At 72.3% G+C, this 25,576-nt stretch carries 22 protein-coding genes; 13 read left to right on the top strand and 9 right to left on the bottom strand.

What is annotated here, in order from left to right; genetic code table 11:
- Positions 1 to 68 precede the first annotated feature (68 nt).
- Positions 69 to 263 carry a hypothetical protein gene (locus ACIGAN_RS27540; protein WP_010041885.1) on the bottom strand — a complete coding sequence of 65 codons (195 nt, stop codon included), beginning with the start codon at positions 261 to 263 and terminating at the stop codon, positions 69 to 71.
- A 622-nt stretch (positions 264 to 885) separates the two neighbouring features.
- Between ACIGAN_RS27540 and ACIGAN_RS27535 the strand changes: the two genes are divergently transcribed.
- Positions 886 to 2,088: an acyltransferase family protein gene (locus ACIGAN_RS27535; protein ID WP_399861624.1), complete on the top strand. Its 1,203-nt coding sequence runs from the start codon at positions 886 to 888 to the stop codon at positions 2,086 to 2,088.
- Positions 2,089 to 2,154: 66 nt separating this feature from the next.
- Here the strand turns inward: ACIGAN_RS27535 and ACIGAN_RS27530 are convergent, their stop codons facing one another.
- Both ACIGAN_RS27530 and ACIGAN_RS27525 read right to left on the bottom strand, forming a co-directional pair.
- On the bottom strand, positions 2,155 to 2,616 hold the full coding sequence (locus ACIGAN_RS27530; protein WP_365087890.1) for an HD domain-containing protein: 462 nt from the start codon (positions 2,614 to 2,616) through the stop codon (positions 2,155 to 2,157).
- A 32-nt stretch (positions 2,617 to 2,648) separates the two neighbouring features.
- Complete coding sequence (locus tag ACIGAN_RS27525) at positions 2,649 to 3,827, bottom strand: PP2C family protein-serine/threonine phosphatase (RefSeq protein ID WP_365087889.1); 1,179 nt, start codon at positions 3,825 to 3,827, stop codon at positions 2,649 to 2,651.
- 162 nt (positions 3,828 to 3,989) lie between these two features.
- Between ACIGAN_RS27525 and ACIGAN_RS27520 the strand changes: the two genes are divergently transcribed.
- Positions 3,990 to 5,246 carry a GNAT family N-acetyltransferase gene (locus tag ACIGAN_RS27520; protein WP_399861621.1) on the top strand — a complete coding sequence of 419 codons (1,257 nt, stop codon included), beginning with the start codon at positions 3,990 to 3,992 and terminating at the stop codon, positions 5,244 to 5,246.
- Between the two features lie 13 nt (positions 5,247 to 5,259).
- On the opposite strand, the gene ACIGAN_RS27515 is transcribed toward ACIGAN_RS27520, so the two are convergent.
- On the bottom strand, positions 5,260 to 6,084 hold the full coding sequence (locus tag ACIGAN_RS27515; protein WP_399861619.1) for an Fpg/Nei family DNA glycosylase: 825 nt from the start codon (positions 6,082 to 6,084) through the stop codon (positions 5,260 to 5,262).
- 354 nt (positions 6,085 to 6,438) lie between these two features.
- Positions 6,439 to 6,924 (bottom strand): ribose-5-phosphate isomerase, encoded by a 486-nt coding sequence (locus tag ACIGAN_RS27510; RefSeq protein WP_365736915.1) that lies wholly within the window; start codon positions 6,922 to 6,924, stop codon positions 6,439 to 6,441.
- Positions 6,925 to 7,201: 277 nt separating this feature from the next.
- On the opposite strand from ACIGAN_RS27510, the gene ACIGAN_RS27505 reads away from it, so the two are divergent.
- Entirely contained in the window at positions 7,202 to 8,680 is a 1,479-nt protein-coding gene (locus ACIGAN_RS27505) for an amino acid permease (protein WP_399861617.1), read from the top strand.
- A gap of 89 nt (positions 8,681 to 8,769) precedes the next feature.
- Here the strand turns inward: ACIGAN_RS27505 and ACIGAN_RS27500 are convergent, their stop codons facing one another.
- Positions 8,770 to 11,007 carry a serine/threonine-protein kinase gene (locus ACIGAN_RS27500; RefSeq protein WP_399861614.1) on the bottom strand — a complete coding sequence of 746 codons (2,238 nt, stop codon included), beginning with the start codon at positions 11,005 to 11,007 and terminating at the stop codon, positions 8,770 to 8,772.
- A 197-nt stretch (positions 11,008 to 11,204) separates the two neighbouring features.
- Between ACIGAN_RS27500 and ACIGAN_RS27495 the strand changes: the two genes are divergently transcribed.
- Positions 11,205 to 11,930 (top strand): hypothetical protein, encoded by a 726-nt coding sequence (locus tag ACIGAN_RS27495; protein ID WP_399861612.1) that lies wholly within the window; start codon positions 11,205 to 11,207, stop codon positions 11,928 to 11,930.
- An 81-nt stretch (positions 11,931 to 12,011) separates the two neighbouring features.
- On the opposite strand, the gene ACIGAN_RS27490 is transcribed toward ACIGAN_RS27495, so the two are convergent.
- Entirely contained in the window at positions 12,012 to 12,593 is a 582-nt protein-coding gene (locus ACIGAN_RS27490; RefSeq protein ID WP_399861610.1) for a biotin transporter BioY, read from the bottom strand.
- 448 nt (positions 12,594 to 13,041) lie between these two features.
- Between ACIGAN_RS27490 and ACIGAN_RS27485 the strand changes: the two genes are divergently transcribed.
- From ACIGAN_RS27485 to ACIGAN_RS27450, 8 genes are all read left to right on the top strand, one after another.
- Complete coding sequence (locus ACIGAN_RS27485) at positions 13,042 to 14,241, top strand: ROK family protein (protein WP_365744895.1); 1,200 nt, start codon at positions 13,042 to 13,044, stop codon at positions 14,239 to 14,241.
- A gap of 238 nt (positions 14,242 to 14,479) precedes the next feature.
- The gene (locus ACIGAN_RS27480) at positions 14,480 to 15,538 is read left to right on the top strand and encodes an ABC transporter substrate-binding protein (protein ID WP_399861607.1); all 1,059 of its coding nucleotides are present in this window, start codon (positions 14,480 to 14,482) and stop codon (positions 15,536 to 15,538) included.
- Complete coding sequence (locus ACIGAN_RS27475; protein WP_399861605.1) at positions 15,535 to 16,392, top strand: ABC transporter permease; 858 nt, start codon at positions 15,535 to 15,537, stop codon at positions 16,390 to 16,392. Before ACIGAN_RS27480 ends, ACIGAN_RS27475 begins: the two co-directional genes overlap by 4 nt.
- A complete protein-coding gene (locus ACIGAN_RS27470) occupies positions 16,368 to 17,102 on the top strand; it encodes an ABC transporter ATP-binding protein (protein ID WP_365744901.1) in 735 nt (244 codons plus the stop codon). The genes ACIGAN_RS27475 and ACIGAN_RS27470 overlap by 25 nt, the downstream gene beginning before the upstream one ends.
- Entirely contained in the window at positions 17,099 to 18,439 is a 1,341-nt protein-coding gene (locus tag ACIGAN_RS27465; protein ID WP_365744903.1) for an LLM class flavin-dependent oxidoreductase, read from the top strand. The genes ACIGAN_RS27470 and ACIGAN_RS27465 overlap by 4 nt, the downstream gene beginning before the upstream one ends.
- Positions 18,440 to 18,456: 17 nt before the next feature.
- Positions 18,457 to 19,350 carry a TauD/TfdA dioxygenase family protein gene (locus ACIGAN_RS27460; protein ID WP_399861602.1) on the top strand — a complete coding sequence of 298 codons (894 nt, stop codon included), beginning with the start codon at positions 18,457 to 18,459 and terminating at the stop codon, positions 19,348 to 19,350.
- A gap of 121 nt (positions 19,351 to 19,471) precedes the next feature.
- Entirely contained in the window at positions 19,472 to 20,854 is a 1,383-nt protein-coding gene (locus tag ACIGAN_RS27455) for an amino acid permease (RefSeq protein WP_399861600.1), read from the top strand.
- A gap of 134 nt (positions 20,855 to 20,988) precedes the next feature.
- Positions 20,989 to 21,636, top strand: a complete 648-nt coding sequence (locus tag ACIGAN_RS27450) for a superoxide dismutase (protein ID WP_365099399.1) — start codon at positions 20,989 to 20,991, stop codon at positions 21,634 to 21,636.
- A gap of 143 nt (positions 21,637 to 21,779) precedes the next feature.
- Here ACIGAN_RS27450 and ACIGAN_RS27445 read toward each other — a convergent pair whose 3' ends face one another.
- Both ACIGAN_RS27445 and ACIGAN_RS27440 read right to left on the bottom strand, forming a co-directional pair.
- Positions 21,780 to 22,403, bottom strand: coding sequence for a histidine phosphatase family protein (locus ACIGAN_RS27445; RefSeq protein WP_399861597.1), 624 nt, complete (start codon positions 22,401 to 22,403; stop codon positions 21,780 to 21,782).
- A 123-nt stretch (positions 22,404 to 22,526) separates the two neighbouring features.
- On the bottom strand, positions 22,527 to 23,996 hold the full coding sequence (locus ACIGAN_RS27440) for an FGGY-family carbohydrate kinase (RefSeq protein WP_399861595.1): 1,470 nt from the start codon (positions 23,994 to 23,996) through the stop codon (positions 22,527 to 22,529).
- A 156-nt stretch (positions 23,997 to 24,152) separates the two neighbouring features.
- On the opposite strand from ACIGAN_RS27440, the gene ACIGAN_RS27435 reads away from it, so the two are divergent.
- Positions 24,153 to 25,574: an extracellular solute-binding protein gene (locus ACIGAN_RS27435; RefSeq protein WP_365744912.1), complete on the top strand. Its 1,422-nt coding sequence runs from the start codon at positions 24,153 to 24,155 to the stop codon at positions 25,572 to 25,574.
- Positions 25,575 to 25,576: the final 2 nt, after the last annotated feature.

The following is a 25,576-nucleotide window of genomic DNA, read 5'->3' as shown; positions in this document are numbered from 1 at the left end:
GTGAGCGTATCCGTGCGCGCCGGGGGTCCGCGGCGCGGGGCCCGGGTGGCGGGGGGCCGTCCCGGGGGTCAGAAGCTGATGGAGTTGATGGTCTCCGCTATCGAGTTGAGGAACCGGTTGATCGACGGGGCCATGCCGGTCGAGGCGAGGAAGAAGCCGAAGAGGATCGCCACGATCGCGGGACCTGCCTTGATGGATCCCCCTCTCAGCAACACCACAAGGATGATCGCCAACAGCAGCACCACAGACAGTGAAATGGCCACAACTGATCACACCCTCGGTCGGTCCGCTCTCCCGGCCCGGGGACGCGACCCCGCGCACCCCGCCAGAACCATCGTGCCACCAACCCGGCCCGGCTATGCGGCGGCTGACGCATCGACCGCCTCCGTGTTGCCCGCACGCGCGCACGCCGCCTCTGGACGAGGGCTCAACGACGGGTGCTCGTACGGCATTTCGAGGCGCCACCCGTGCGGGGAATTCGGCCGTATCGTTTCCGTCTCCACACAACGCGTTCGCCATTAATTCGAATTGTTGCCGGGGCCTCACCAACACCCCGGCGAGCCGCCCCTGAAGGGCCCCGAAGCGGACATTCCGCCAGAGTCCCCTGCTGGTCTTATGCACCGCTTAGTCCGGACGTATCCTGACAAGCACGGCCCAGTCGGTGTACACGATCCGTCATCGGGCGATGTGTCGGCCATCACTCGGATGGCGACGTCAACTACCCGTAATCCGGGGTACCCGGAGCGAATAGCCAGGATTCACATCCGGCGTTTTACGAATAGCCGCAGGGAACGCTAGGGTGCCTCAGATGTTCCACGCTGCCTCGTCCCCCGTAAGCGCAGCGAGGTCCCGGATCGTCTCCCCGAGCTCCTGGTGGGAGGGTCTGTGACGAACTCGCTGCGACCGAACGGCGACCGCAAGGCGCCACTTCCCCCGGCCCGGTCACCGGCCGACGGAGTGCCGAGCCCGCGCTCGCCGCACCGCCCGCAGAAGAAGCAGAACGGCAAGCAGCGCGACGCGTTCTTCGACAACGCCAAGTACCTCGCGATCGTGCTGGTGGCCATGGGCCACGCCTGGGAACCGCTCAAGGGCGACAGCCGCATACTCGAGGCCGCGTACCAGGTCGTCTACGCGTTCCACATGCCGGCGTTCATCATCATCTCCGGCTACTTCTCCCGCAGTTTCGACATGCGGCCGGACCGGCTGAAGCGCCTGATCACCGGCGTCGCCGTGCCGTACATCGTCTTCGAGACGGCCTACCCGCTCTTCAAGCGCTGGATCGACGACGACCCGGGCCAGGACATCAGCCTCCTCGACCCCTGGTACCTGACCTGGTTCCTGGTCGCGCTGTTCGTCTGGCGGCTCACCACCCCCATCTGGAAGCTGGCCCGCTGGCCGCTGCCGCTCGCGCTCGGTCTCGCCATGCTGGCGACCGTCAGCCCCTCGATCGGTGACGACCTCGACCTCCAGCGCGTCCTGCAGTTCCTGCCGTTCTTCGTGCTGGGCCTGTCGATGAAGCCCGAGCACTTCCACCTGGTGCGCCGCCGTTCGGTGCGGATCGCTTCGGTGCCCGTGTTCGCGGCGGCGCTGGCGGTCAGCTGGTGGGCGGTGCCGCGGATGAACACCGCGTGGTTCTACCACCGCGACTCCGCGCAGGAACTGGGCGCCCCGTGGTGGACCGGCCCGGTGATGGTCCTCGCGCTGTTCGGCTGCTCCCTGGTGCTGACCGCGTGCTTCTTCGCCTGGGTGCCGCGCCGCCACATGTGGTTCACCGCCCTGGGCGCCGGCACGCTCTACGGCTACCTGCTGCACGGCTTCCTGGTGAAGGCGGGCGACTACCAGGGGTGGTTCGAGGCCTCCTGGCTGCACCACCCGGCCGGTGAGATCGCCGTCACCGTCCTCGCCGCCGCCGTCGTCACCGTGCTGTGCACCAAGCCGGTGCAGCGCGTGTTCCGGTTCGCGATGGAGCCGAAGATGGAGTGGGCCTTCAAGCGGGACGCGGCCGAACTCGCCCGCGAGCGCCAGAGCGCCGAGCGGCGCGAACGGGAGCGGGAGCAGGAGCAGGAGCGCGAGAAGGTCGACGCCTGACCCTCGCCCGGTTCCACCGGTTCAACCCGGTTCCATCGGTTCACCCGGTTGAACCGGCTCCCCGGCTCAGCCGGTCAGACCGAGAAGTGCGCGCATCCGCGCGTACTTCTCGGTCAGTCGTGTGCGGGTCGCCTCGTCGAGGACCGCGAGGCGCGCCGGGTCGGCGTTGTGCGCCAGGTCCGCCTCCTTCACCAGCAGCGCGCCGGGCGTGGCGAGGATGCGCGCCGCGTACGCCTCGGGCGGCTCGCCCGTCCGCTTGGTGACCGCCCGCACGATGTCCTTCGTCCGGTCGCTCAACGCGGCCTCGCGCAGCCACTGCTCCGAGAGGGCGTCGTCCTCGACGGCGTCGTGCAGCCAGGCCGCCGCGATCTGCTCCTCATCGCCGCCGCGCGCCCGGACGCCCTCGGCGACGGCCCGCAAGTGTTCCTCGTAGGGGCGTCCGGCCTTGTCCGTCTGCCCGGCGTGCGCGGCACGGGCGATGGCCTCGATCCGGGCCGGGGTCAGCGGGGTTGGGGGTGTCTCGGTCACGGCTCCAGTGTGCCGCGCACGGGCGACGGAAGTCAGCGGGTGGCGGCGGCCGTGGGACCTTCGCGGCAGATCAGCAGCAGGGCCCGGTCGTCGTTGACGTCCTTGGCGACCGCCTCGATGAGGTGCCAGGCCGCGCCGTGGAAGCCGCCGGCCACATAGCGGTCGGCCTCGCCGGTGAGGCGGTCGATGCCCTCGACGATGTCGCGGTCGGACGTCTCCACCAGGCCGTCCGTGAACAGCATCAGCACGTCGCCGGGGCGCAGCGAGCCCTTCACCGGGTCGAACTGGGCGCCGTCGTAGACCCCGAGGAGCGGGCCCTCGGCGGCCTTCTCCTCCCAGCGGCCGGTGCCGGCGCTGAGCTGGAGGCCCGGCGGGTGGCCCGCGGAGTAGAGCTCGTAGTCGCCGGAGTCCAGGTCCAGGACCAGGTGGATGGAGGTGGCGAAGCCCTCCTCCCAGTCCTGGCGGAGCAGATAGCCGTTGGCGGCCGGCAGGAAGGCGTGCGGCGGCAGGGAGCCGAGCAGGCCGCCGAACGCGCCGGACAGCAGCAGCGCGCGGGAGCCGGCGTCCATGCCCTTGCCGGAGACGTCGGTGAGGACGACTTCGAGCGTGCGGCCGCCGTTGGTGCGGGCCGCGACCACGAAGTCGCCGGAGAAGGACTGGCCGCCCGCCGGGCGCAGGGCCATCTCGCGGTGCCAGCCCTCCGGCAGGCCGGGCAGCTTGCTCTGCACCCGGATGCGTTCGCGCAGGTCGAACAGCATGGTGCCGCCGCGTCGCCAGGGCACACCGACCCGGCTGCGGAACTGCGCCAGCAGCAGTCCGAAGAAGCCGCAGGCCGCGACCACCAGCACCACGCCCGGAGTGACCCGCGAGGGGCCCTCCGTGTAGGGGCCGAGCCGCACCGACTCCACGATCAGCGCCGTCGCGGCGGCCGCGTACAGGCCGAGCAGGCTCGCCGGGCGCAGCAGCAGGCCGCCGACGACGACGGGCAGGACCAGCGCGGCCGGGGAGAACCACACCGAGTTGGCCAGCGTCGCCGCCGCGATCACCGGAACCATCAGGAGCAGGCCGGCCAGGGCGATCCAGTCCGAGCCGTCGCCGCGGAAGTAGTCCACGGCGGCCCGGCGCACGCCGACGCGGGCCCGGTGCCACTGCTTCTTCAACCGGGCCGTGAACGTCTCGGCTGCCGCGCGCCGCTCTCGTCCTGATGCCATTAGTTCGGGACCCTATCCATCGGACCAGCCCCTTGGCACGGGAGGTCCTCCTTGTCCCCCGTCCGAGGGCGCACTTCACAGTGAACTTCACAGCGCGCCACCCCGCCGTCGCCCGGGAGAAATTCCCTCGCCCGTCCCGCATCGCCCTGGTAGGCATGGCGCATGGCGACTGACGTGACCGGCTCCGCGGCCGACCTGCGGGTGCTCCGGCGGGACGAATGGGACAAGTTCTACGACACCCTGATCCGGGGCTTCGGCGGGGTGCCGGAGTCCGCCGAGGAACGGGAGTTGTGGAACGCGCTGACCGAGTTCGACCGTTCGCTCGGCGTATGGGACGGGGACGCGTGCGTGGGCACGGCCGGGGCGTTCTCGTTCCGGCTGACCGTGCCCGGCGGGGCGTCGGTGCCGGCCGCGGGCGTCACGATGGTGAGCGTGGCCGCGACGCACCGCCGGCGCGGGGTGCTGACGTCGATGATGCGCCGGCAGCTGGACGACGTGCGTGCGTGGGGTGAGCCGCTCGCGGTGCTCACGGCCAGCGAGCCGGCGATCTACGGCCGGTTCGGGTACGGCAACGCCACCTACCACGTGAACGCCGAGATCGACACCAGCCGGGTGCGGCTGTCGGTGCCGCCCGGGACGGACGACGTACGGCTGCGGTACGCGGCTCCGGCCGATGTCCTCGAGGCGTGCGAGGCGGTGTACGCCCGGCTGGTGCCGTCGCGGCCCGGGATGCTGGCGCGCCGGCCCGGCTGGGAGCGGGTCGGGGTGCTCGACCCGGAGAGCGAGCGGGGCGGGGCGTCGCCGCTGCAGTGTGTCGTGGCCGAACGGGACGGCGAGACCGTCGGATACGCCCGGTACCGGATCAAGCCGGAGTGGGCGACCGCCGGGCCCGAGGGGACCGTGGTCGTGGAGGCTCTGGCCGCGCTGGATCCGGCGGCGGACGCGGCGCTGTGGCGCTTCCTGTTCGACATCGACCTGACGTCGAAGGTGGTGGCGCGGGGGCGGCCGGTCGACGACGCGTGGCAGTACCTGGTGTCCGACATACGGCGGTGCCTGCCGCGGGTGCGGGACTCCCTGTACGTCCGGCCGGTGGAGGTGGGGGCCGCGCTGGAGGCGCGGACGTATCAGACCCCGGTGGACGTGGTGTTCGAGGTGGAGGACGCGTTCTGCCCCTGGAACGCCGGGCGTTGGCGGCTGAGCGGGGATCAGAAGGGGGCGTCCTGCGAGCGGACGACGGATGCGGCGGATGTCGTGCTGTCGGTGCGGGAGCTGGGGGCGGCGTACCTCGGAGGCGTGTCGCTGGCCTCGTTGGCGGCGGCGGGCCGGGTGCGGGAGGTACGGCGGGGGGCGCTGGCCGAGGCATCCCTGGCATTCGCGGGCGGGGCCGGCCCGGCGCCGTGGCTGCCGCACGGGTTCTGACGCCGCCGCCGGGTCAGGGACGCTGGCAGGACGGGCACCAGAAGAGGTTGCGGGCGGCGAGATCGGCGGTGCGGATCTCGCCGCCGCAGACGTGGCAGGGCAGCTGCGCCCTGCGGTACACGTACACCTCGCCGCCGTGGTCGTCCACGCGGGGCGGGCGGCCCATCGCCTCCGGGGTGTGCTCCGGGCGGACGGTGTCGATGCGGTTGTCGCGGACGCCCTCGCGCATGAGGGCGACGAGGTCCGTCCAGATCGCGTGCCACTCGGTGGGCGTGATGTCCTTGCCGGGGCGGTACGGGTCGATGCGGTGCCGGAACAGGACCTCCGCGCGGTAGACGTTTCCCACGCCCGCGATGACCTTCTGGTCCATGAGGAGGGCGGCGATCGTCGTACGGCTGCGGGCGATACGGCGGTACGCGATGTCCGGGTCGGCGTCGTCGCGGAGGGGGTCGGGGCCCAGACGGTCGTGTATCGCCTGCTTCTCCGGGGGTGTGATCAGGGCGCAGGTGGTGGGACCGCGCAGGTCGACGTAGGCCGTGTCGCCGGCGAGGCGGAGGCGGACGGTGTCGGTGGGCGGGGGTGCGGGGGCCGGGCCGGCGGTGACCTTGCCGAAGAGGCCGAGGTGGATGTGGATCCAGTGGGTTTCGCCGCGGCCGGTTGCCCGGAAGCCGAGGAAGAGGTGTTTGCCGTGGGCGTCCGTGGCGGTGAGTTCCGTGCCGGTGAGGAGGGTCGCGGCGGGGGCGAACGTGCCCTGGGGGCTGGTGACCTGGGGGGTGGTGCCGCGGAAGGCCGTGGCGTAGTCCTGCGCGAGGCGGTGGATGGTGTGGCCTTCGGGCACGGGGTGCTCCCTGTGGTCGATACGGTTCTGCCCACCCGCCCGTCCGACACGGCTCGTCGCGAGGGCCGGGGGCGGAAGGCCGCGGGGATCCGCCCCGGCCCCCGCGTGCCTGCCCGCGCGCTCGCCCGACTCGGCTGACACAGGGGACGGACGCGGCAGACCCTGGCCCGGGGCTCCGCTTCCGGCCTCGGCGGGGACGGCGCCCCGGGACCCCGGCGGAGACCGCGCCCCGAGACCGGCGGAGACCGCGTGCCGGGCTCAGGCAGGGACGGCATGCCGGGCCCCGGCGGGGACCGCGTCCGCCGCACCCCTCAGGGCCGGGGCCGCGTCCTTCGTCTCGCGGGCGTCCGGGGATTACTGCTGGGGGTGGTGCGGGGGGATCGGGGGGAGGTCCGAGGTCGTTTCGTACGACGCCAGCATGTCGATGCGGCGGATGTGACGTTCATCACCGGAGAACGGGGTGTTGAGGAACACCTCGACGAACTTGGTCGCCTCGTCCTGGGAGTGCATGCGGGCGCCGACGGCCACGACGTTGGCGTTGTTGTGCTGGCGGCCAAGAGCCGCCGTCTCCTCGCTCCAGGCCAGGGCCGCGCGGACGCCCTTCACCTTGTTCGCGGCGATCTGCTCGCCGTTGCCGGAGCCGCCGATGACGATGCCGAGGGAGTCGGGGTCCGCGGCCGTGCGCTCCGCGGCGCGCAGGCAGAACGGCGGGTAGTCGTCCTGGGCGTCGTAGATGTGCGGGCCGCAGTCGACGGGGTCGTGACCCGCGTCCTTCAGCCACTCGACGAGGTGGTTCTTCAGTTCGTAGCCGGCATGGTCCGAGCCGAGGTACACGCGCATGGCACGAGTGTGACACGGGTGTTCCGGGGAAGGCGCGCGGGGTGGCGCTCGGGAAAACGTGCGCGGAATGTGAGCCGCATTACGGAAGCTCAGGGAAACCTCAAGTAACAATCTGGATTCAAAGGTTCTCCTAGTCGTTCGCCTCCGTTTCACTGGACCGGCTCGTACACCGCTCGTACGAGCCCCCGTACACCGTCATGCCGCGACACACCCCGTTCGTACGGCGCGTGCGGTGCGTACGGAAGTACCACTCCCCGGCGCAAAGGAAATCCGTTCCATGACCTCGCAGCCGACGTTGAAGACAACCGGAAACGAACCCCAGGGCCCCGGAGATCCCGGGGCGCACGGCTCCGGGCTGCAGGCCGGACTCAAGAACCGGCATCTTTCGATGATCGCCATCGGTGGTGTGATCGGCGCCGGCCTCTTCGTGGGGTCCAGCTCCGGCATCGCCACCGCCGGCCCCGGCATCCTGCTCTCCTACGCCCTCGTCGGCACGCTCGTGGTGCTGGTGATGCGGATGCTGGGTGAGATGTCGGCCGCCAACCCGACCTCGGGTTCCTTCTCCGCCCACGCCGACCGGGCGCTCGGCCCCTGGGCCGGGTTCTCCATCGGCTGGCTGTACTGGTTCTTCTGGGTCGTGGTGCTCGCGGTCGAGGCGACCGCCGGTGCCGTGATCCTGGAGGGCTGGATACCGGCCGTGCCGCAGTGGGCCTGGGCCCTGATCGTGATGGTCGTGCTGACCGCCACCAACCTCGTCTCCGTCGGCTCCTACGGCGAGTTCGAGTTCTGGTTCGCGGGCATCAAGGTCGTCGCCATCGCCGCGTTCATCGTCATCGGCGGACTCGCCGTGTTCGGCGTCCTGCCGGGTGTGGACAGCGAGCAGGCCGGGCTGAGCAACCTCACCGAGCACGGCGGCTTCCTGCCCAACGGGGCCGGGGCCATCCTCACCGGTGTGCTGCTCGTCGTCTTCTCCTTCATGGGCAGTGAGATCGCGACCCTCGCGGCCGGTGAGTCGGAGAACCCGCAGCAGGCCGTCACCAAGGCGACCAACAGCATCATCTGGCGTGTGGCCGTCTTCTACCTCGGCTCGATCTTCGTCGTCGTCGCCCTCCTGCCGTGGGACAGCAAGTCCATCACCGAGGACGGCTCCTACGTCGCGGCGCTCGACTCGCTCGGCATTCCGCACGCCGGCCAGATCATGAACTTCATCGTGCTGACCTCGGTGCTGTCCTGTCTCAACTCCGGCCTCTACACCGCCTCCCGCATGGCCTTCTCGCTCGGCCAGCGCGGGGACGCGCCGAAGTCCTTCGCCCGCACCACCGCCAACGGCGTGCCGCGCACGGCGATCCTCGCGTCCGTCGCGTTCGGGTTCGTCGCCGTGTTCTTCAACTACAAGTTCCCGGACTCCGTCTTCCTGTTCCTGGTGAACTCCAGTGGTGCGGTCGCCCTGTTCGTGTGGCTGGTGATCTGCTTCTCGCAGCTGCGCATGCGGAAGATCATCAAGGCCGAGGCGCCGGAGAAGCTCGTCGTGAAGATGTGGCTGTACCCGTACCTGACGTGGGCGACGGCCGCGCTGATCGTGTTCATCCTCGGCTACATGCTCACCGACACCGAGCACGACGGGCGCACCACGATCTCGCTGTCGCTGCTCGTGGCGGCGGTGGTGCTCGTCATCGCCTTCGTGAAGGAGAAGGTACGGGGCGGGCGACGGGCCGCCGACGAGGCCGAGGCCCGGGACAAGGTCTCCGCCGGCTGAGCCCCGAGGCGCTCGCCGTCTCGTGACCGAACGGCAGGGCCTGCGGCGCGCGTTGCTCCGGCGCACGCGCCGCAGGCCTTTTCGCTGCCCTAGAGCACCGTGAAGCTGTCCTTGACCCTGTCGTAGACGCGCAGGGCCTCCTGCTCGGCGGCCGCGTCGTACCAGGTGTTGACCTGGTACGACTTCCCCTCCACGGTGAAGCCGAGCAGGCGGGCGTGCCAGTGGACGCCCCTCAGGGTGAACGTGTACTCCCAGACGACCGCGGGGTGGCCGCGGAACGTCGTCTCCTCCAGGCGGATCTTGCGGTAGTCCTCGCCCTGCCGGGCGTTGCGCTCCGAGGTCTGCCAGGTCTCCAGGAGGCTGCCGCGGGCCAGGGACGACTTTCCGACCAGTTCCTGGGAGCCGTCCGGGGACGTGTAGTGCACCTCCGCGCCCGTCTTCACGTCGCGCCGCCAGCCGTCGGGAGTCGCCCAGGCGAAGCCGCCCGCCTCCCGGTGCGCGCCCGGCGGGAGGCTCTGCGGCCTGGCGGTGCCCTCCACGGTGGGTGCCGGGGTGGGGGACACGGTGCGCGTGGCGGTTGCCGTGGAGTCCGCGCGGGTGGGTTCGCCGTCCGGCGGGGTGGAGGCCGTGGCCAGCAGGATCCCTACGACGGTACCGGCGGTGGCGACGGCGGCCGCGGCGACGGTGAACAGCCTGCGGTGGCGCCGTGCGGCGGGGCGGGGGGCGGGTGCGGTCGGGACGGTTGTGGCGGGAGTGGGTGTACCCCGGTCGGGGGTGGCCGGGCCGGGGAGTTCGGCCGGTGGCAGGGGGGTGGAGGGCGGCTTCGGCCTGGGGTGGGGGCGGTGCTCGGTCTTCGCGTGTGCCCGTATCAGGGAGACAGGGCTCGGGGTGGGGGGCCGGGCGGCGGCGGTGTGGCCTTCGGAGGGGCCGGCCGTTTCGGAGGGGGGCGGATCCGGGGACCGGGTCGGGACCGGGAGTGAGGACGGCTGCGCGTGCGCGGTGGCTTTCGCGGGGGCGGTGTTGGGGTCGAGGTGGTCGGGGCCGGGGTACGGCGCCGGCAGCGTGGCCGGGGCGGGGCGACGGGGGTCCGCTGGAGGGGAGGGCCGGGAGTCCTGCGGGGTCGGGGGTGGTGCCGGGGTGGGACGCTCCGGCACCACCCCCGAGCCACACCCCGGTACTGCACCCGAGCCCCACCCCGGCACCGGCCCCGGACTCGGACCCGCACTCTGACGCGACATCGGGCTCGGGCCCGGAGCCGTCTCGGGGCCCAGGGCCGTCCCCGCGCCCGGCCCGGTCTCGGAGCCCGGGGCCGTCCCCACGCCCCGGGCCGTCCCCACGCCCGGGGTCGTTTTCGGGTCCGGCCCCGTTTCACAGGGCGGCAGCCGTGTGTGCTCCCCCGCTTCGGTCGCCCCCTCCCCCGGCGCCCCTGTCCCCACCCCCAGGCCCACCGCCACCGTGGGTGTGGGCTCGGGGAACGCGACCGGTTCCAGGGCCGTTTCCAGGTCCTCCAGGGTCGGGCGGGTCGAGGGGTCCTTCTCCAGGAGGGCCGTGAGGATCTCGCGCAACGGGCCTGCCGCGGTGGGCAGTTCGGGCTCCTCGTAGAGGACCGCGTGCAGGGTCGCCAGCGTGGTGTCGCGGGAGAACGGAGAGCGGCCGCCGAGGGCCGCGCAGAGGGTCGCGCCGAGGGACCAGATGTCGGACGGCGGGCCCTGGGGGCGGCCGGAGACCCGCTCGGGGGCCATGTAGTCGGGGGAGCCGACCAGCATGCCGACCATGGTGAGCGCCTTGGCGTCCTGGATGGCGGCGATGCCGAAGTCGGTGAGGACCACGCGCCGGGCGTGCGAGCGGGAGCGGACGGCCGGGGCGCCGGTGGCGGGCCGTGTGGATCCGGCCCTCGGGCCCGCGTTCGCCACCAGGACGTTCCCGGGCTTGATGTCCCGGTGCAGCACGCCCCGTTCGTGCACCTGCCGGAGCGCCGCGACCAGCCCGAGTCCGATCCGGGCGGTCTCGCAGGGGCCCAGCGGGCCCTCCTCCGCGAGGACGCGTTCCAGGGAGCGGCCCGCCACCAACTCCATGACGATCCACAGCCGTTCACCCTCGTCGACGACGTCGTAGATCCGTACGACGTTGGGGTGGTCGATGCGGGCCGTGGCCCGGGCCTCGCGCAGGGTCCGTTCCCGGCGCGTCCGGCTGTCCTCCGCGTCGAGGCCGTCGATCCGCATTTCCTTGACGGCGACCTGCCGGTCGAGTATTTCGTCGGCGGCTCGCCACACCCGCCCCATTCCCCCCTGGCCGATACTCTCGACCAATCGATAGCGTCCCGTCACCAATTTCCCTGGACCACCGCCGCTGTTCGCATTCCCCGGCAATTCGCCGCACCCCCTCCACGACGCCGCGACCGACTCCAGTGAAACACAACGGTCACACTTCGCGCCGCACCAGGACAGTGCGGTGAAATCTTGTGGTACCTCTTTCAGTGCTGCGAATTCAGGCGCAGCCCAGGGGGACGCAAGGGGGGACGAACATGAGTTCTCGTCGTACGGCCGTGGTCGCGGGACCGCTGGTCGCGGCATCATTCTCGGCGGTGCTGATCCTTTCCGGCACCGCCGGCGCGGAGGACGAAGGGCCCGCGAGCAGCAAGGGGGGAAAGGTCGTCGACGAAGCTCCGGCGGGGGTCGAGTTCACCACGCTGCTGCCCGGGAAGATCTCCGTCGACAACGCCTCGGAAAAGACGGCGATCACCGCCACGGTGAAGAACGAGGGGACCAAGGACAGCGGAAAGACCAGGCTGTTGGTCGTCGGTTTCGACGGGCTTGTCGTCAAGAACGTGGAGGGGTGTTCCGCGATAGCCGAGAAGGACCTTCCGGAGGGTTCGAACAGCGGATTCGCCTGCCCGCTCGACCGTCTCGCGGCGGGTGAGTCGAAGTCGTTCGCCGTGGACGCGACGTACGACCTGGGCAAGACCGGGAAGATCTGTCTGCCCGTTCAGACGGGCGACGGGAAGAAGACGTTCTGGCAGCAGGGCCCGGTGCCGTTCGGCACGACCAACCCGTCGCCGGACGCGCCGGCCACTCCCCTGCTGCTCGGTACGGACAACGAGCCGGCGGGCCCGGGCCGCGAGGAACTGCCCCGGACGGGTCCGGCGCGTGATCTGCTGCCGCTGGGCGCGGCCGGTGCGTCGCTGCTGGCCGCCGGCGTGGCCGGTCTGTGGTGGTCGCAGCGGCGGCGGCCGGCGGTGCGGGAGGGCTGATCCGGCGCCCTCGCGGGGCGGACACGGAAAGAGGCCGGCCGGGACGGTACGTCCCGGCCGGCCTCGACGGCAGGCGCGCGCTCAGCGCTTGTTCGCGAACTTCCACGCCGTCGGCAGCGCGCCCATCGCCAGCGCGGCCTTCAGCGCGTCGCCGATCAGGAACGGCGTGAGGCCGGCGGCGATCGCGGCGGTGGCGGACATGCCGGTGGCCAGGGCCAGGTAGGGCACGCCGACGGCGTAGATGACGGCCTCGCCGACGAGCATCGTGCCGGCCATGCGCCACACCGAGCGGTCGGCGCCGCGGCGGGCCAGGGCGCCCACGACGGTCGCGGCGAGGATCATGCCGAGGATGTAGCCGAAGGAGGGGGCGACGCCGGAGGAGGCGCCCGCGAACCACGGCACGCCCGCCAGGCCCGCCAGCGCGTACAGCGCCAGGGCGAGGAAACCGCGGCCGGCGCCGAGGGACGTGCCGACGAGCAGCGCGGCGAAGGTCTGGCCGGTCACCGGCACCGGGGAGCCCGGCACGGGCACGGAGAGCTGGGCGGCGAGGCCGGTGAGCGCGGCGCCGCCGAGCACGAGGGCCGCGTCCCGGACACGGGAGGAGGGGAGCAGGTCGGCGAGGACCTGTCCGGTGCGGGCGGGCGTGGCGGCAGCGGTGCTCATGGGGACTCCGCGAGGGTGAGGGCCGGTGGGACACCGTGACGCTATCCCAGCGCCCTCGGCCGGATCACCGTCAGCGGTCGACAAAGGCGCGAACCGGGGCTTGGTCGGCTCCGCACAAAGAGTGCGGTTACACCGAGTGGAGCGTGACGCCGGTCACGGTGCTCGGGTGCCGTGCGACACGCGAGGGGCGCGGGAGCCCTCTGTAGGTTTCCGCCAAAGGCGCCGGGTCCGCCGTCTCGCCCGTCGGTCGCCGTCTGGGCAGTCCCGGGCCGTTTTGCTAGCGTCGCGGCCATGGTTGCCCAGGCCCGGTACTTCTCGCAGCGTCGCTATGTCGACCTGCGCCGCCAGGGCACGGCCACCTGTCGCCGCCCGGTGTGAGGCGGGGCGGAGCGGATCCGGCCCGCCGATCGAGACGGCGCAGTGTCGGACCGGCCCCAGGAAGACTCCCATGCCTCGAACCGCGGCTCCCCTTCTGACGTCCCCCATCCCCCGTGTCGCCGACAGCGACCGGCGCCGCACCAGCGCGAGCGTCGTCCTGCGGTCCGTGCTGGAGCACGGGCCGGTCGCGCGCAGCACCATCGCCCGCCTCACCGGTCTGTCGCCGGCGTCGGTGAGCGACTACTGCGCCCGCTTCGCCGAGTCGGGCCTGATCCGCGAGTCGGCCGTGCCGTTGCGTTCCAAGGGGGTGGGGCGGCCGCACCTGCCGGTCGACCTGGACGACTCCCGGTTCGTGGTGGGCGGGGTGCATGTGGCGGTGCCGCACACCACGGTGGCGCTGCTGGACCTGCGCGGGCGCGTGGTGGCCCACCGGGAGCTGAAGCACGAGGGCATCGAGCCCGCACGGGTGCTGGCCCGGGCGGCCGACGGGCTGGCGGCGCTGCTCGGCCGGGCCGCGGGCAGCAGGGCGCTGGGGGTGGGGTTCGCGGCGGGCGGCTGGGTGGACCGCGATTCGGGCACCGTCGTGGAGCATCCGCTGCTGGGCTGGCGCGAGGTGCCGGTGCGGGAGCTGCTCGGGGCGCGCACCGGGCTGCCGGTCCATGTGGACGGGCACGCGCGGGCGCTGGTCAACGCCGAGCGGCTGTTCGGGCGGGCGCGGGGCGGCCGGAGTCTGCTGCACCTGTTCGCGGGCAACGTGGTGGACGCGGCGTTCGCGACCCACGACGAGGTGCACCACGGGCCGCGCTCGCAGGCCGGGGCCATCGCCCATCTGCCGGTGCCGGGCGGCTCGGAGCGCTGCGACTGCGGCCGGACGGGCTGCCTGCAGGCGGAGTTGAGCGAGCGGACCCTGTGCCGGCGGGCCCGTGCGGCGGGGGTCCGCGGCGGGGCGAACCCGATGCACGTGGTCGGTGCGGCGGCGGCCGGTGACCCGGTGGCGGCCGGGCTGCTGCTGGAGCGGTCGCGGCGGGTGGGGCGCGCGGTGGGGCTGCTGCTGGACGTGCTCAATCCGGAGCGGGTGGTCGTGACGGAGATCGGGGTCATGCACCGGGAGGACTGCCTCGCCGCATTGCGCGAGGAGGTCGGCTCGGGGCGTGCCGATACCGTGAGGCCGAGCAGTTTCCCGGATTCCGTACTGGCCGTGGCGGGCGGTGCGGTGGCGCTCGACGTGCTCTACCGGGATCCGCTGGCCGTGTCACCTGAGGCTATTTAATTCAGAAACTCGGAATGTTGACAGGGCGCGTCGCCGACCAGGAACATCCTGTTCATGAGCCCGCTCACGAGCTGTCGCACCCTCTGTTGCTGACCCGTTGACGCGCCCTTGGCGCCCCTTCCCGGAGCGCCTTCTCGCCTTCTCCTTTCTTTGTGACATTCGCGTGAATTCCCTCGGCGTCCTCTTTTCTGCCGGAATTCGCTGCGCTGTGCCCTCTTCCACCTCCAGGGAGCCTCCCATGCCCTCTCCCCCTGTTTCCGGTCCCGGCCGGCGTCTGTTTCTGACCTCGCTGCTCGGCGTGACGGCCGCGGCGGCCGGACTGAGCGGCTGCGCGGACAGCAGCGCGGCGGCCGACAAGACGGCGGCCGACGCCCCCCTGGCCACGAAGGTGCCCGCCGGGACGAGCCTGAAGATCGCCTCGTACCAGAACGCGCAGCAGCTCCAGTTCGAGCTGGCCGGGTTCGGCGATCTGCCGTTCGAGGTGTCCGACTGGCTGAACATCGGCGCCGGTCCCGATGTCATCAACGCCTTCCGCGCCAAGTCCCTGGACGTCGCCAACAACGCGGGTATCCCGCCGATCCAGGCGCACTACCAGGGCTTCGACGCGAAGATCGTCGCGATCAACATCACCCGCAAGCCCAACTACCTGTTCGCGACCAAGCCCGGCAGCGACATCCGCCGGGTCGCCGACTTCCGGGGCAGGCGGCTCGCCTTCTCCCAGGGGCAGGCGCAGGGCGTCGTCCTGCTGCGGGCGCTGAAGAAGGCGGGGCTGGCGTACGACGACGTGGAGCTGGTGCCGCTGACCAGCAACCAGTTCCTCACCGCGCTGCAGTCCGGGCAGGTGGACATCGCGCCGCTGGGCAACACGCAGGCCCCGGCGTATCTGGCGCAGTACGCGTCGGCCCGCACCATCAGAACCGACGTGGTGGACCTGCTCAACCTGCTGTGGGCGCCGGTGTCGGTGCTGAACGACCGGGCGAAGGCCGCCGCGGTCGCCGCGTACATCCCGTACTGGGCGAAGGGCCAGGTGTGGACGTACGAGCACCCCGAGGAGTGGAACGAGCGGTTCTACGTGGGGACGCAGAACCTGACCCTCGCGCAGGCGAAGGCGGTGACCGCGCTGGCCAACAAGCCGCTGTTCCCGCCGCGCTGGGACGAGGCGATCCGGTGGGAGCAGGAGACCGCGGACCTGCTCGCGGAGGGCGGCTTCGTGAAGAAGTTCGACGTCTCCGAGCTGTTCGACCACCGCTTCGAGTCCCTCGCGGCCGAGGCCGTGCCGGCGGAGTACCGGAGGTGACCGCCGTGACCACGACCACGCACACGAGCACCGCCGCCCCGCTCGCCCCGGCCGAGGAGGCGCACCAGGTACGCCGGCGCCGGCGGCTGGCCCCCGGCCGGCGGCTGCCGGCCACCCGGCTCGTCGGACCCGCCGCGGTCCTCGCCCTGTGGGTCGCCGCCTCCGCGGCCGGGCTGCTCGACCCGGGCGCGATCCCGGCGCCCTGGACGGTGCTGGAGACGGGCACGCGCCTGTGGAGCGAGGGCACCCTGCCGGACGACATCCTGACCTCGCTGCGGCGCGCGGCGAGCGGCTTCGCGATCGGCCTGACCGTGGGGATCCTGCTGGCGCTGGCCTCGGGGCTCACCCGGACCGGCGAGGCGCTGATCGACGGCACCGTGAACCTGAACCGGGCCATCCCCACCCTGGGCCTGATCCCGCTGTTCATCCTGTGGCTGGGCATCGGCGAGACCTTCAAGATCGCCATCATCGCGATCGTCGTCTACATCCCGATCTACCTCAACACGCATGCCGCGCTGTCCGGCATCGACAGCCGGTTCGTCGAACTGGCCGAGGTGCAGGGCCTGTCGAAGCCGCGGTTCATCCGCGAGGTCGTCATCCCCGGCGCGCTGCCCGGCTTCTTCGTCGGGCTGCGGCTCGGCGTGACCGGCTCCTGGCTGGGTCTGGTGGTGCTGGAGCAGATCAACGCCACCAGCGGGCTCGGCTACCTGATGTTCCAGGCGCAGAACTACGGCCAGACGGACGTCATCCTCGTCGGACTGGTCGTCTACGGCGTCTTCGGCCTGGTCTCCGACAGCGCGGTCCGCATCGTCGAACGGAGGGTGCTGTCATGGCGCCGCACACTGAGCAGCTGACCCGCCCCGCCGTGCAACTGCGCGGGCTGACCCGGTCCTTCGGCGGGCGCACGGTCCTCGACGGCATCGACCTGGATCTGCCCGCCGGGCAGCTCACGGCCCTGCTGGGGCACAGCGGCTCCGGCAAGAGCACGCTGCTGCGGGCCGTCGCCGGACTCGACCACGGCGTCACGGGCTCCGGGCAGCTGACCGCGCCCGGGCGGGTGTCGGTCGTCTTCCAGGACTCCCGGCTGCTGCCCTGGCGCCGGGTGCTGGACAACGTGCTCCTCGGCGCCGAGGGCAAGGACGCCGGGCGCCGGGGCCGGGCGGCCCTGGAGGAGGTCGGGCTGAAGGGCCGCGAGCGGGCCTGGCCGGGCGAGCTGTCCGGCGGGGAGGCCCAGCGCGCCGCCCTGGCCCGCTCCCTGGTGCAGCAGCCGGAACTGCTGCTGGCCGACGAGCCGTTCGGGGCGCTGGACGCGCTGACCCGGATCCGGATGCACGGGCTGCTGCGGGAGCTGTGGGAGCGCCACCGGCCCTCGGTGCTGCTGGTCACCCACGACGTGGACGAGGCGATCGTGCTCGCCGACCGGGTGCTCGTCCTGGAGAAGGGCCGGATCGGCCTCGACCTGACCATCGACCGCCCGCACCCGCGGTCGTACCGCGATCCCCTGCTCGGCGAGTACCGGGAGCGGCTGCTGGCCGCGCTCGGTGTCACGGAGGACCACCGATGAGCCGCAGAGAGCTGCATCTGAACGCGTTCCTGATGAACACCGGCCACCACGAGGCGTCGTGGCGGCTGCCGGAGAGCGACCCGCACGCGAGTGTCGACCTGGCCCACTACGTGCGGCTGGCGCGGATCGCCGAGCGGGGCACCTTCGACTCGCTGTTCCTGGCCGACGGCCCGCAGCTGTGGAGCAGTGTGGCGCAGCGGCCCGCCGGGGCGCTGGAGCCGATCACGCTGCTGACCGCGCTGGCGACGGCCACCGAGCACATCGGCCTGATCGCCACGGCGTCCACCTCGTACAATTCGCCCTACAACCTGGCCCGGAAGTTCGCCACGCTGGACCACCTCAGCGGCGGCCGGGCGGGCTGGAACATCGTCACCACCGCCGGTGCCGAGGCCGCCCGCAACTTCGGTCTGGACGCCGAGCCGGCGCACGCCGAACGGTACGCGCGGGCCGCCGAGTTCCTCGACGTGGCGCTGAAGCTGTGGGACAGCTGGGAGGACGACACGATCGTCGCCGACAAGGCGGCGGGCGTGTGGGGCGACGACACGAAGATCCACCCGCCCCGGCACCGGGGCCGCTTCTTCAGCGTCGAGGGTGCGCTCAACGTGCCCCGCTCCCCGCAGGGTTACCCGCTGCTGGTGCAGGCCGGGTCCTCCGAGGACGGCAAGCGGTTCGCGGCCCGCTACGCGGAGGCGGTGTTCACCGCGCAGCAGACGATCGAGGACGCGCGGGCCTTCTACGCCGACCTCAAGGCCCGCACGGTCGCGGCCGGCCGGGACGCCGGGCACGTCAAGGTGCTGCCGGGCATCGTCCCGGTGATCGGCTCGACCGAGGCCGAGGCGCGGGCGCACGAGCGGGTCCTGGAGGACCACATCGTGCACACGCACGGCGTGCGTCAGCTGGAGCGGCTGCTGCACCTGGACCCGGGCAGCCTCGACCTGGACGGCCCGCTGCCGGCCGACCTGCCGCCGGAGAGCGCCATCGAGGGCGCCAGGAGCCGCTACACGCTGATCGTCGAGCTGGCCCGGCGCGACCGGCTCACCGTGCGGCAGCTGATCGGGCGGCTCGGCGGCGGCCGCGGGCACCTCACCTTCGCCGGGACGCCCGAGCAGGTCGCCGACACCGTCGAGCTGTGGTTCACCTCCGGCGCGGCCGACGGCTTCAACATCATGCCCGCGGTGCTGCCCTCCGGCCTGGAGGCGTTCGTCGACCATGTCGTCCCGTTGCTGCGCGATCGCGGTCTGCTGCGCACGGAGTACGGGCCCCGCAGCACCCTGCGGGAGCGCTACGGCCTGCCGCGCCCCGCCAACCAGTACGTCGCCGCCCCCGCCCTCGTCTGACCCGGAAGGAAACCGCCATGGCCATCGAGATCCACAAGATCACCGCACACATCGGCGCCCGTGTCGAGGGCGTCGACCTCACCCGGCCGCTGGACGGGGAGACGTACGCCGCCCTGCGCGAGGCGCTCAACACGCACAAGGCCCTCGTCCTGGACGCCGAGGGCCTGGACGACGCGGGCCAGCAGGCCTTCGCCCGCCACTTCGGCGACATCACCACGGCCCATCCGACGGTGTCCGCCGTCGACGGCGCCCCGCACGTCCTGCCCGTCGACAGCGGCGACGGCCGGGCCGCCAACCACTGGCACACCGACGTCACCTTCGTCCTCAACCCGCCGCAGGTCACCAGCCTGCGCAGCATCACGGTCCCGCCCTACGGCGGCGAGACCCTGATCGCCAGCTCGGCCGCCGCCTACCGGAGCCTGCCCGATCCCCTGCGGCGCCTGGCGGACACGCTGTGGGCGGAGCACACCAACGACTACGACTACGCCGTACCGGAGGAGGACGTCGACGAGGATCAGGCGGCCCGGCGCGCCGAGTTCACCTCGATCACGTACCGCACGGTCCATCCGGTGGTGCGCGTCCACCCGCTGACCGGCGAGCGGGGCCTGTTCATCGGCGGTTTCGCCCAGCGGATCGTGGGCCTGTCGCCCGGCGAGTCCCGCACGGTCCTCGACCTGCTCCAGGCGTACGTGACCCGGCCCGAGCACGTGCTGCGCCACCGCTGGTCGCCGAACCAGCTCGTCCTGTTCGACAACCGCATCACCCAGCACTACGCCGTCGACAACTACGACGGCCTGCCGCGCCGGCTGCACCGGGTGACGGTCGCCGGAGACGTCCCCGTGGGGGTGGAGGGCAAGGAGAGCCACGCCATCGAGGGCGACGCCTCGCACTACACGCCGGTGGCCGCGTAGGCACGCTGAGCGACCCGGGTGTCCACATCGTGGGATGCCTCTCCGCCCGGGCGGGGAGGCGTCCGAGACTGGCGGCGTTTTTGCCCGCGTACACCCCTCACGCATTGGACGAGCCGCGCCCATGCCCAGCAGCACCACCCAGGAGACGCCGACCGGCACGGACGGCGTCTCCCTCTCCCACGGCCTCAAGCAGCGCCATCTGTCGATGATCGCCCTCGGCGGGGTGATCGGCGCCGGACTGTTCGTCGGTTCCGGCGCGGGGATCGCCGCCGCCGGTCCCTCGATCGTGGTCGCCTACGCCCTCTCCGGTCTCCTCGTGATGCTGGTGATGCGGATGCTCGGCGAGATGTCGGCCGCGTATCCGTCGTCGGGCTCGTTCTCGGCGCACGCCGAGCGGGCGATCGGCCCGTGGGCCGGGTTCACCGCCGGCTGGTCGTTCTGGGTGCTGCTGTGCACGGCGGTCGGCCTGGAGGGCATCGGCGCCGCGAAGATCGTCAGCGGCTGGCTGCCCGGCACCCCGGAGTGGGCGTGGGTGGCGCTGTTCATGGTCGTCTTCTGCGGCACCAACCTCGCGGCGGTGAAGAACTTCGGCGAGTTCGAGTTCTGGTTCGCGGCGCTGAAGGTCGCCGCGATCACCCTGTTCCTGGTGCTCGGCGTCCTGGCGATCCTGGGCGTCCTGCCCGGCACCGACTCCCCCGGCGCGGGCAACCTCACCGACTTCCTGCCCAACGGCGGCGAGGGCCTGGTCATCGGCCTGCTCGCCTCGGTCTTCGCCTACGGCGGCCTGGAGACGGTGACGATCGCGGCCGCCGAGTCGGAGAACCCCGTCCAGGGCGTGGCGAGCGCGGTGCGCACCGCGATGTGGCGCATCGCGCTGTTCTACGTGGGCTCGATGGCGGTCATCGTCACGCTCGTGCCGTGGGACTCGAAGGAGGTCGTCGAGAAGGGCCCGTACGTCGCGGCCCTCGACGAACTGGGCATCCCGGGCGCCGGGCAGCTGATGAACGTGGTCGTGCTGGTGGCGCTGCTGTCCGCGATGAACGCCAACATCTACGGCGCCTCCCGCATCGCCTACTCGCTGGTGGAGCGCGGCCAGGGCCCGAAGGGGCTCGGCCGGGTCTCGGGCGGGGTGCCGCGGATCGCCGTCCTGGCCTCCTGTGTGTTCGGGTTCCTGTGCGTACTGCTGAGCTACTGGCGGCCGAACGACGTCTTCGCCTGGCTGCTGAACATGATCGGCGCGGTGATCCTCGTCGTGTGGATCTTCATCGCCGTCTCGCAGCTGCGGCTGCGCCGCCGGACGGAGCGCGAGGCGCCCGGGAAGCTGGTCGTGCGCATGTGGGCGTTCCCGTGGCTGACGTGGCTCGCCCTGGCCGGCATGGCCGCCGTGTTCGTCCTGATGGCCCGGGAGCCGGACACCCGGGTGCAGCTGTACTCCACGGGCGGGATGACCCTGGTCCTCGCGGCCGTCGGCTACGCCTGGCAGCGGGCGCGCGCCCGGCGGTAGCCGCCGCACCCGACCGGCCCCCGCGGAACACGCGGGGGCCTTTTTCTGTGCCCTGGCCACCCCTCCCGGACCTCTTGCTGCTAGCGTGCAGTTGCAAGCCTGTTGCAATAAGAGGTTCGGAGGGGAACCCGCCCATGCCCGTCTACACGCTGCCCGACCTGCCGTACGACTACGCGGCACTCGCCCCCGTGATCAGCCCCGAGATCATCGAGCTGCACCACGACAAGCACCACGCGGCCTATGTGAAGGGCGCCAACGACACGCTGGAGCAGCTCGCCGAAGCGCGGGACAAGGAGGCCTGGGGGTCGATCAACGGGCTGGAGAAGAACCTGGCCTTCCACCTCTCCGGCCACATCCTGCACAGCATCTACTGGCAGAACATGACCGGCCCGAAGGACGGCGGCGGCGAGCCGCTCGCGCAGGACGGCGTGGGTGAGCTGGCGGACGCGATCACCGAGTCCTTCGGCTCCTTCGCCCGCTTCAAGGCGCAGCTGTCCAAGGCCTCCGCGACCACGCAGGGCTCCGGCTGGGGCGTGCTCGCCTACGAGCCGCTGAGCGGCCGGCTGATCGTCGAGCAGGTCTACGACCACCAGGGCAACGTCGGCCAGGGCGCGACCCCCATCCTGGTCTTCGACGCCTGGGAGCACGCCTTCTACCTGCAGTACCGCAACCAGAAGGTGGACTTCATCGAGGCCATGTGGCAGGTCGTCAACTGGCAGGACGTGGCCCGGCGTTACGAGGCCGCGAAGTCCCGGGCGGACGTGCTGCTGCTGGCCCCCTGAGGCCGCCCCCGTGAAGCGTCCTGCCTCGTGATCGTCTTCTCACCCTTCACGAACGGCAGGCGGTAAGAGGAAGACCCCCGCGAGGACGTGACTCGCGGGGGTCTTCCGCGCGGGAGGCCGGTCCGCGGCCCGGGCTCGTCGCGCTACGGCAAGTCCGGATCGCACGGCACGTTCAGGGAGAGCAGCGCGGCGGAACCGTCGGGCCGCACGCGCAGTTCGCTGATCGCCGCGTTCCGCAGCCGCGGGAAGACCCTGCGGTACTCCCGGGCGGGGATCGACAGCAGGCTGCACAGCACCAGGCGCAGCAGGGTGTTGTGGGCGACGACCAGGACGCGTCCGTCCGGGTGCGCGGCGGCGATCTCCCGCAGGGCCCGCACCCCCCGGGCCGCCGCCGCCGTCGGGTCCTCGGCGCCGGGGAAGGAGTGCGCCACCGGGTCGGCCCGGTAGGCCGCGGCCCACTCCGGGTCCTCGGCCTCGAACTCCGCGAGCGTGCGGCCCTCGACGACGCCGAAGTCGCATTCGCGCAGGTCCGGTTCGAGCTGCGGGGCGAGGCCGAGGGCACGGCAGGCGGGGTCGGCGGTGGCGACGGCCCGGGACAGCGGGGACGTGCGCACCGCGTCCACCGGGTGGGCGGCGGCCCAGCGGCCGAGTGCCTCGGCCTGGGCGCGGCCGGTGTCGGTGAGGGGGATGTCGCTGATGCCGGCGTAGCGGTTCTCGGCGTGCCAGACGGTCTGTCCGTGGCGGGCCAGCAGGAGGGTCGTGGTCATGGGCCGGTCCGTTCGCGTGCGGTCGGGCGGTCGGTGCGGGGCCGCTCCGGGGGGGCGGGCGGTCGGTGCGGGGTCGCACCGGGAGGGTCGGCCCGCCGGGGCGGGGCCGCACCAGGGTCCCGGTCATGATCGGTCCGTGTCCAGGTGCAGCCGGGCCCGGGCGTGTTCGGCGACGGCGGCGGGCAGCCAGCCGCGGTCCCGGAGGGCGTCGACGAGGCGTGCGTACGGCTCGGCGAAGACCGCCGTGCGGCCGGGGCGGGGTTCGAGGACGGTCCGGACGCGGACCATGCGCTCGGCGGCGCCGGCGAGCGAACCGGCCCCCGACGCCCCGAACGCGGCCAGCGCCGCCATCCCCAGCGCCGGTTCGGTCTGTTCGGGGACGCGGGCCGGGCGGCCCAGGATGTCGGCGCGCAACTGGTTCCAGTAAGGGCTGCGCGCCCCACCCCCGGTGAAGGTGAGCGGGCCGTCGAGGGGGGCGCCGAGGTGGTGCAGACAGTCCAGGCACAGGCGTTCCGCGAAGCCGACGCCCTGGAGCAGGGCGGCCCACCGGTCGGCGTCGTCCGCCACCTCGCCCAGCAGGAGCGAGGTGGCCTGCGGCGCCCGGAACGGGAACCGCTCCCCCGGGGAGACCAGCGGATAGGCGACCGCGCTCGACGGCTCGAACGCCGCGGCCCGTTCGTCCATCGCGGCGGGATCGGCGCCCGGGAAGTGCGCCGCGAGCGCCCCGGCCCCGACGCTGGAGGCCCCGCCGGGCAGCCAGGTGCCGTCCGGGGCGCGGTGGTTGTAGACCACGCCGGTGGGGTCCCGGACCGGGTCGCGGGCCGCGCCCTTGACCACCAGGGTCGTGCCCAGCACCGAGTTCCAGGAACCGGGCCGCAGCGCGCCCGAGGCGATCTGGGCCGCGCAGCCGTCGGTCATCCCCGCGAGCACCGGCGTGCCGGCGGGGATGCCGGTGGCGTCGGCGGCGGCCGGGCAGACCTCGCCGAGGACGGTGCCCGGGCGGACGACCGAGGGCAACAGGCCCTCGGGGACGCCCAGTCGGGCCAGGGCGGCCTCCGGCCAGCACTCGTGCGCCACGTCGTAGCCCGTCTTGAGCGCGTGGCTGGAGTCGGCCGGGGGCGGGGCGCCGGTGAGGCGGGTGACGATCAGGTCGGGCTGGTGGGCGAGGCGCAGGCCCGGGCCGTACTCCCCGAGCAGCCACAGCGCCTTGGGCAGCGCCCAGGTGTCCTGAACGACGAGCCCCGCCTCCCTGATCCGCGCCGCCTCCCGCGTGGCGCGTCCGTCGTCGTACATCAGCGCCGGGCTCACGGGCCGGCCCGAGGCGTCCGTCAGCAGCACCGTGCCGGACGTGCCGCACACCGCGAGTCCGCCGACCGGTGTGCCGGGGGGAGCCGCGCCCAGGGCGGCCCGGGACGCCGTGCACAGCGCGGCCCACCAGCGCAGCGGGTCCTGCTCGTGGCGCACGCCGTGGCGGCGCCCGGACAGTGGGGCCGAACCGCTGCCGAGGACCGTGCCGTCGGCGGTGACGAGCAGCACGCGGACGCTCTGCGTGCCCAGGTCGACGCCCAGCCAGCCCGCACCCTCGTCCACCATCCGGAACCTCCCACGCCGTCGCAGCCGGATCTGTGAACTTCTCACTGTGCCCCGATATTTTCCCGTGCGCGAGGGATTGACGCCCCACTTCGGCCGTTCCACTCTCTGTTAGCGAGTCGACTCGACGTGTTGACCAGGCTCCACGCGGAGGTACGGATGGACACGCACGTGCACGACCGCCGGCGCTTCCTCGCCCTCGCCGCCGGGGCCGCCGCCGCCCCGCTGCTCACGGCCTGCGGCGCCGGTTTCGGCGGGAACGACAGCAAGAGCGACGGGTCCGCCGCCGACGACATCACCGGCTCCTTCGACTGGAAACGGGAGAAGGGCACGACGGTCAAGGCACTGCTCAACAAGCACCCGTACACGGACGCCCTGATCGCCGACCTGAAGTCCTTCACCGCGCGGACCGGCATCGAGGTCGAGTACGACGTCTTCCCCGAGGACAACTACTTCGACAAACTCACCGTCGACCTGTCCAGCGGGCGCGCCTCCTACGACGTCTTCATGCTCGGCGCGTACATGGTGTGGCAGTACGGGCCGCCGGGCTGGCTGGAGGACCTCGGGCCCTGGATGCGCAACTCGGCGGCCACGGGCGCCGAGTGGGACCAGGCGGACTTCTTCCCGAACCTCCTCCAGGCCGGCCAGTGGTCGCTGAAGGCGGGCGCGCCGCTGGGCCGGGGCGGGCAGTACGCGCTGCCGTGGGGCTGGGAGACCAATGTCGTCGCCTACAACACCGAGGTGTTCGGCAGACTCGGCCTGAAACCGGCCGAGTCCTTCGACGAGCTGACCGAACTCGCCGCCACCATCAAGCGGAAGGCGCCGGGCGCCGGCTTCGACGGGATGTACGGGATCGCCGTGCGCGGGTCCAGGAGCTGGGCCACCATCCACCCCGGCTTCATGACGATGTACGCCCGCAACGGCCTGAAGGACTTCACGGTCGACAGCGGGAAGCTCACACCGGCGATGAACAGCCCCGAGGCCGTCGCCTTCACCGAGGACTGGGCGCGGATGGTGAAGCGGGGCGGCCCGCCGTCCTGGACCTCCTACACCTGGTACCAGTGCTCCAGCGACCTGGGCGCGAAGAAGGCGGGGATGCTGTTCGACGCGGACACGGCCGCCTACTTCCAGGCGGTGAAGGGCGCGAGCCCCGCCTCCGGGAAGATCGCCTTCCACCCCGGGCCGAAGGGTCCGGACGGCTCGCTCGCCACCAACATGTGGATCTGGTCGCTCGGCATGAACGCCAGGAGCAAGAAGAAGAGCGCCGGTTGGCTGTTCCTGCAGTGGGCCACCGGCAAGGAGCACCTGCGCAGAAGCGCGATCACGCACAACCACATCGATCCGGTGCGCAGGTCGGTGGCCGAGGACGCCGCGTACAAGGACAAGATGCGGCACCTGCCGGGCTTCCTGGAGACCTTCGAGACGGTCGTCGACCAGACGAAGATCCAGTTCACCCCGCAGGCGCAGTTCTTCGACGCGACGACCAGCTGGGCCGCGGCCCTCCAGGAGATCTACGGCGGCAAGGGCGCGCAGTCGGTGCTGCACGGGCTGGCGGACGACCTCGCCGGCAAGGTGGGCTAGCC

This window comes from Streptomyces sp. NPDC085931 (assembly GCF_044540565.1).
Taxonomy (GTDB): Bacteria; Actinomycetota; Actinomycetes; order Streptomycetales; family Streptomycetaceae; genus Streptomyces.
The sequence above is the reverse complement of the archived record's forward strand: the minus strand, read 5'-3'. Positions and strand labels throughout refer to the sequence as shown.

Excerpts from the sequence above, each read along its gene's own strand:
- ACIGAN_RS27505 (WP_399861617.1), top strand. The coding sequence starts at position 7,202 with ATGACCTCGCAGCCGACGTTGAAGACAACCGGAAACGAACCCCAGGGC.
- ACIGAN_RS27440 (WP_399861595.1), bottom strand. The coding sequence starts at position 23,996 with ATGGTGGACGAGGGTGCGGGCTGGCTGGGCGTCGACCTGGGCACGCAG.
- ACIGAN_RS27520 (WP_399861621.1), top strand. The coding sequence starts at position 3,990 with ATGGCGACTGACGTGACCGGCTCCGCGGCCGACCTGCGGGTGCTCCGG.
- ACIGAN_RS27510 (WP_365736915.1), bottom strand. The coding sequence starts at position 6,924 with ATGCGCGTGTACCTCGGCTCGGACCATGCCGGCTACGAACTGAAGAAC.
- ACIGAN_RS27525 (WP_365087889.1), bottom strand. The coding sequence starts at position 3,827 with ATGGCATCAGGACGAGAGCGGCGCGCGGCAGCCGAGACGTTCACGGCC.
- ACIGAN_RS27445 (WP_399861597.1), bottom strand. The coding sequence starts at position 22,403 with ATGACCACGACCCTCCTGCTGGCCCGCCACGGACAGACCGTCTGGCAC.
- ACIGAN_RS27480 (WP_399861607.1), top strand. The coding sequence starts at position 14,480 with ATGCCCTCTCCCCCTGTTTCCGGTCCCGGCCGGCGTCTGTTTCTGACC.
- ACIGAN_RS27450 (WP_365099399.1), top strand. The coding sequence starts at position 20,989 with ATGCCCGTCTACACGCTGCCCGACCTGCCGTACGACTACGCGGCACTC.
- ACIGAN_RS27470 (WP_365744901.1), top strand. The coding sequence starts at position 16,368 with ATGGCGCCGCACACTGAGCAGCTGACCCGCCCCGCCGTGCAACTGCGC.
- ACIGAN_RS27435 (WP_365744912.1), top strand. The coding sequence starts at position 24,153 with ATGGACACGCACGTGCACGACCGCCGGCGCTTCCTCGCCCTCGCCGCC.
- ACIGAN_RS27460 (WP_399861602.1), top strand. The coding sequence starts at position 18,457 with ATGGCCATCGAGATCCACAAGATCACCGCACACATCGGCGCCCGTGTC.
- ACIGAN_RS27465 (WP_365744903.1), top strand. The coding sequence starts at position 17,099 with ATGAGCCGCAGAGAGCTGCATCTGAACGCGTTCCTGATGAACACCGGC.
- ACIGAN_RS27485 (WP_365744895.1), top strand. The coding sequence starts at position 13,042 with ATGCCTCGAACCGCGGCTCCCCTTCTGACGTCCCCCATCCCCCGTGTC.
- ACIGAN_RS27490 (WP_399861610.1), bottom strand. The coding sequence starts at position 12,593 with ATGAGCACCGCTGCCGCCACGCCCGCCCGCACCGGACAGGTCCTCGCC.
- ACIGAN_RS27495 (WP_399861612.1), top strand. The coding sequence starts at position 11,205 with ATGAGTTCTCGTCGTACGGCCGTGGTCGCGGGACCGCTGGTCGCGGCA.
- ACIGAN_RS27455 (WP_399861600.1), top strand. The coding sequence starts at position 19,472 with ATGCCCAGCAGCACCACCCAGGAGACGCCGACCGGCACGGACGGCGTC.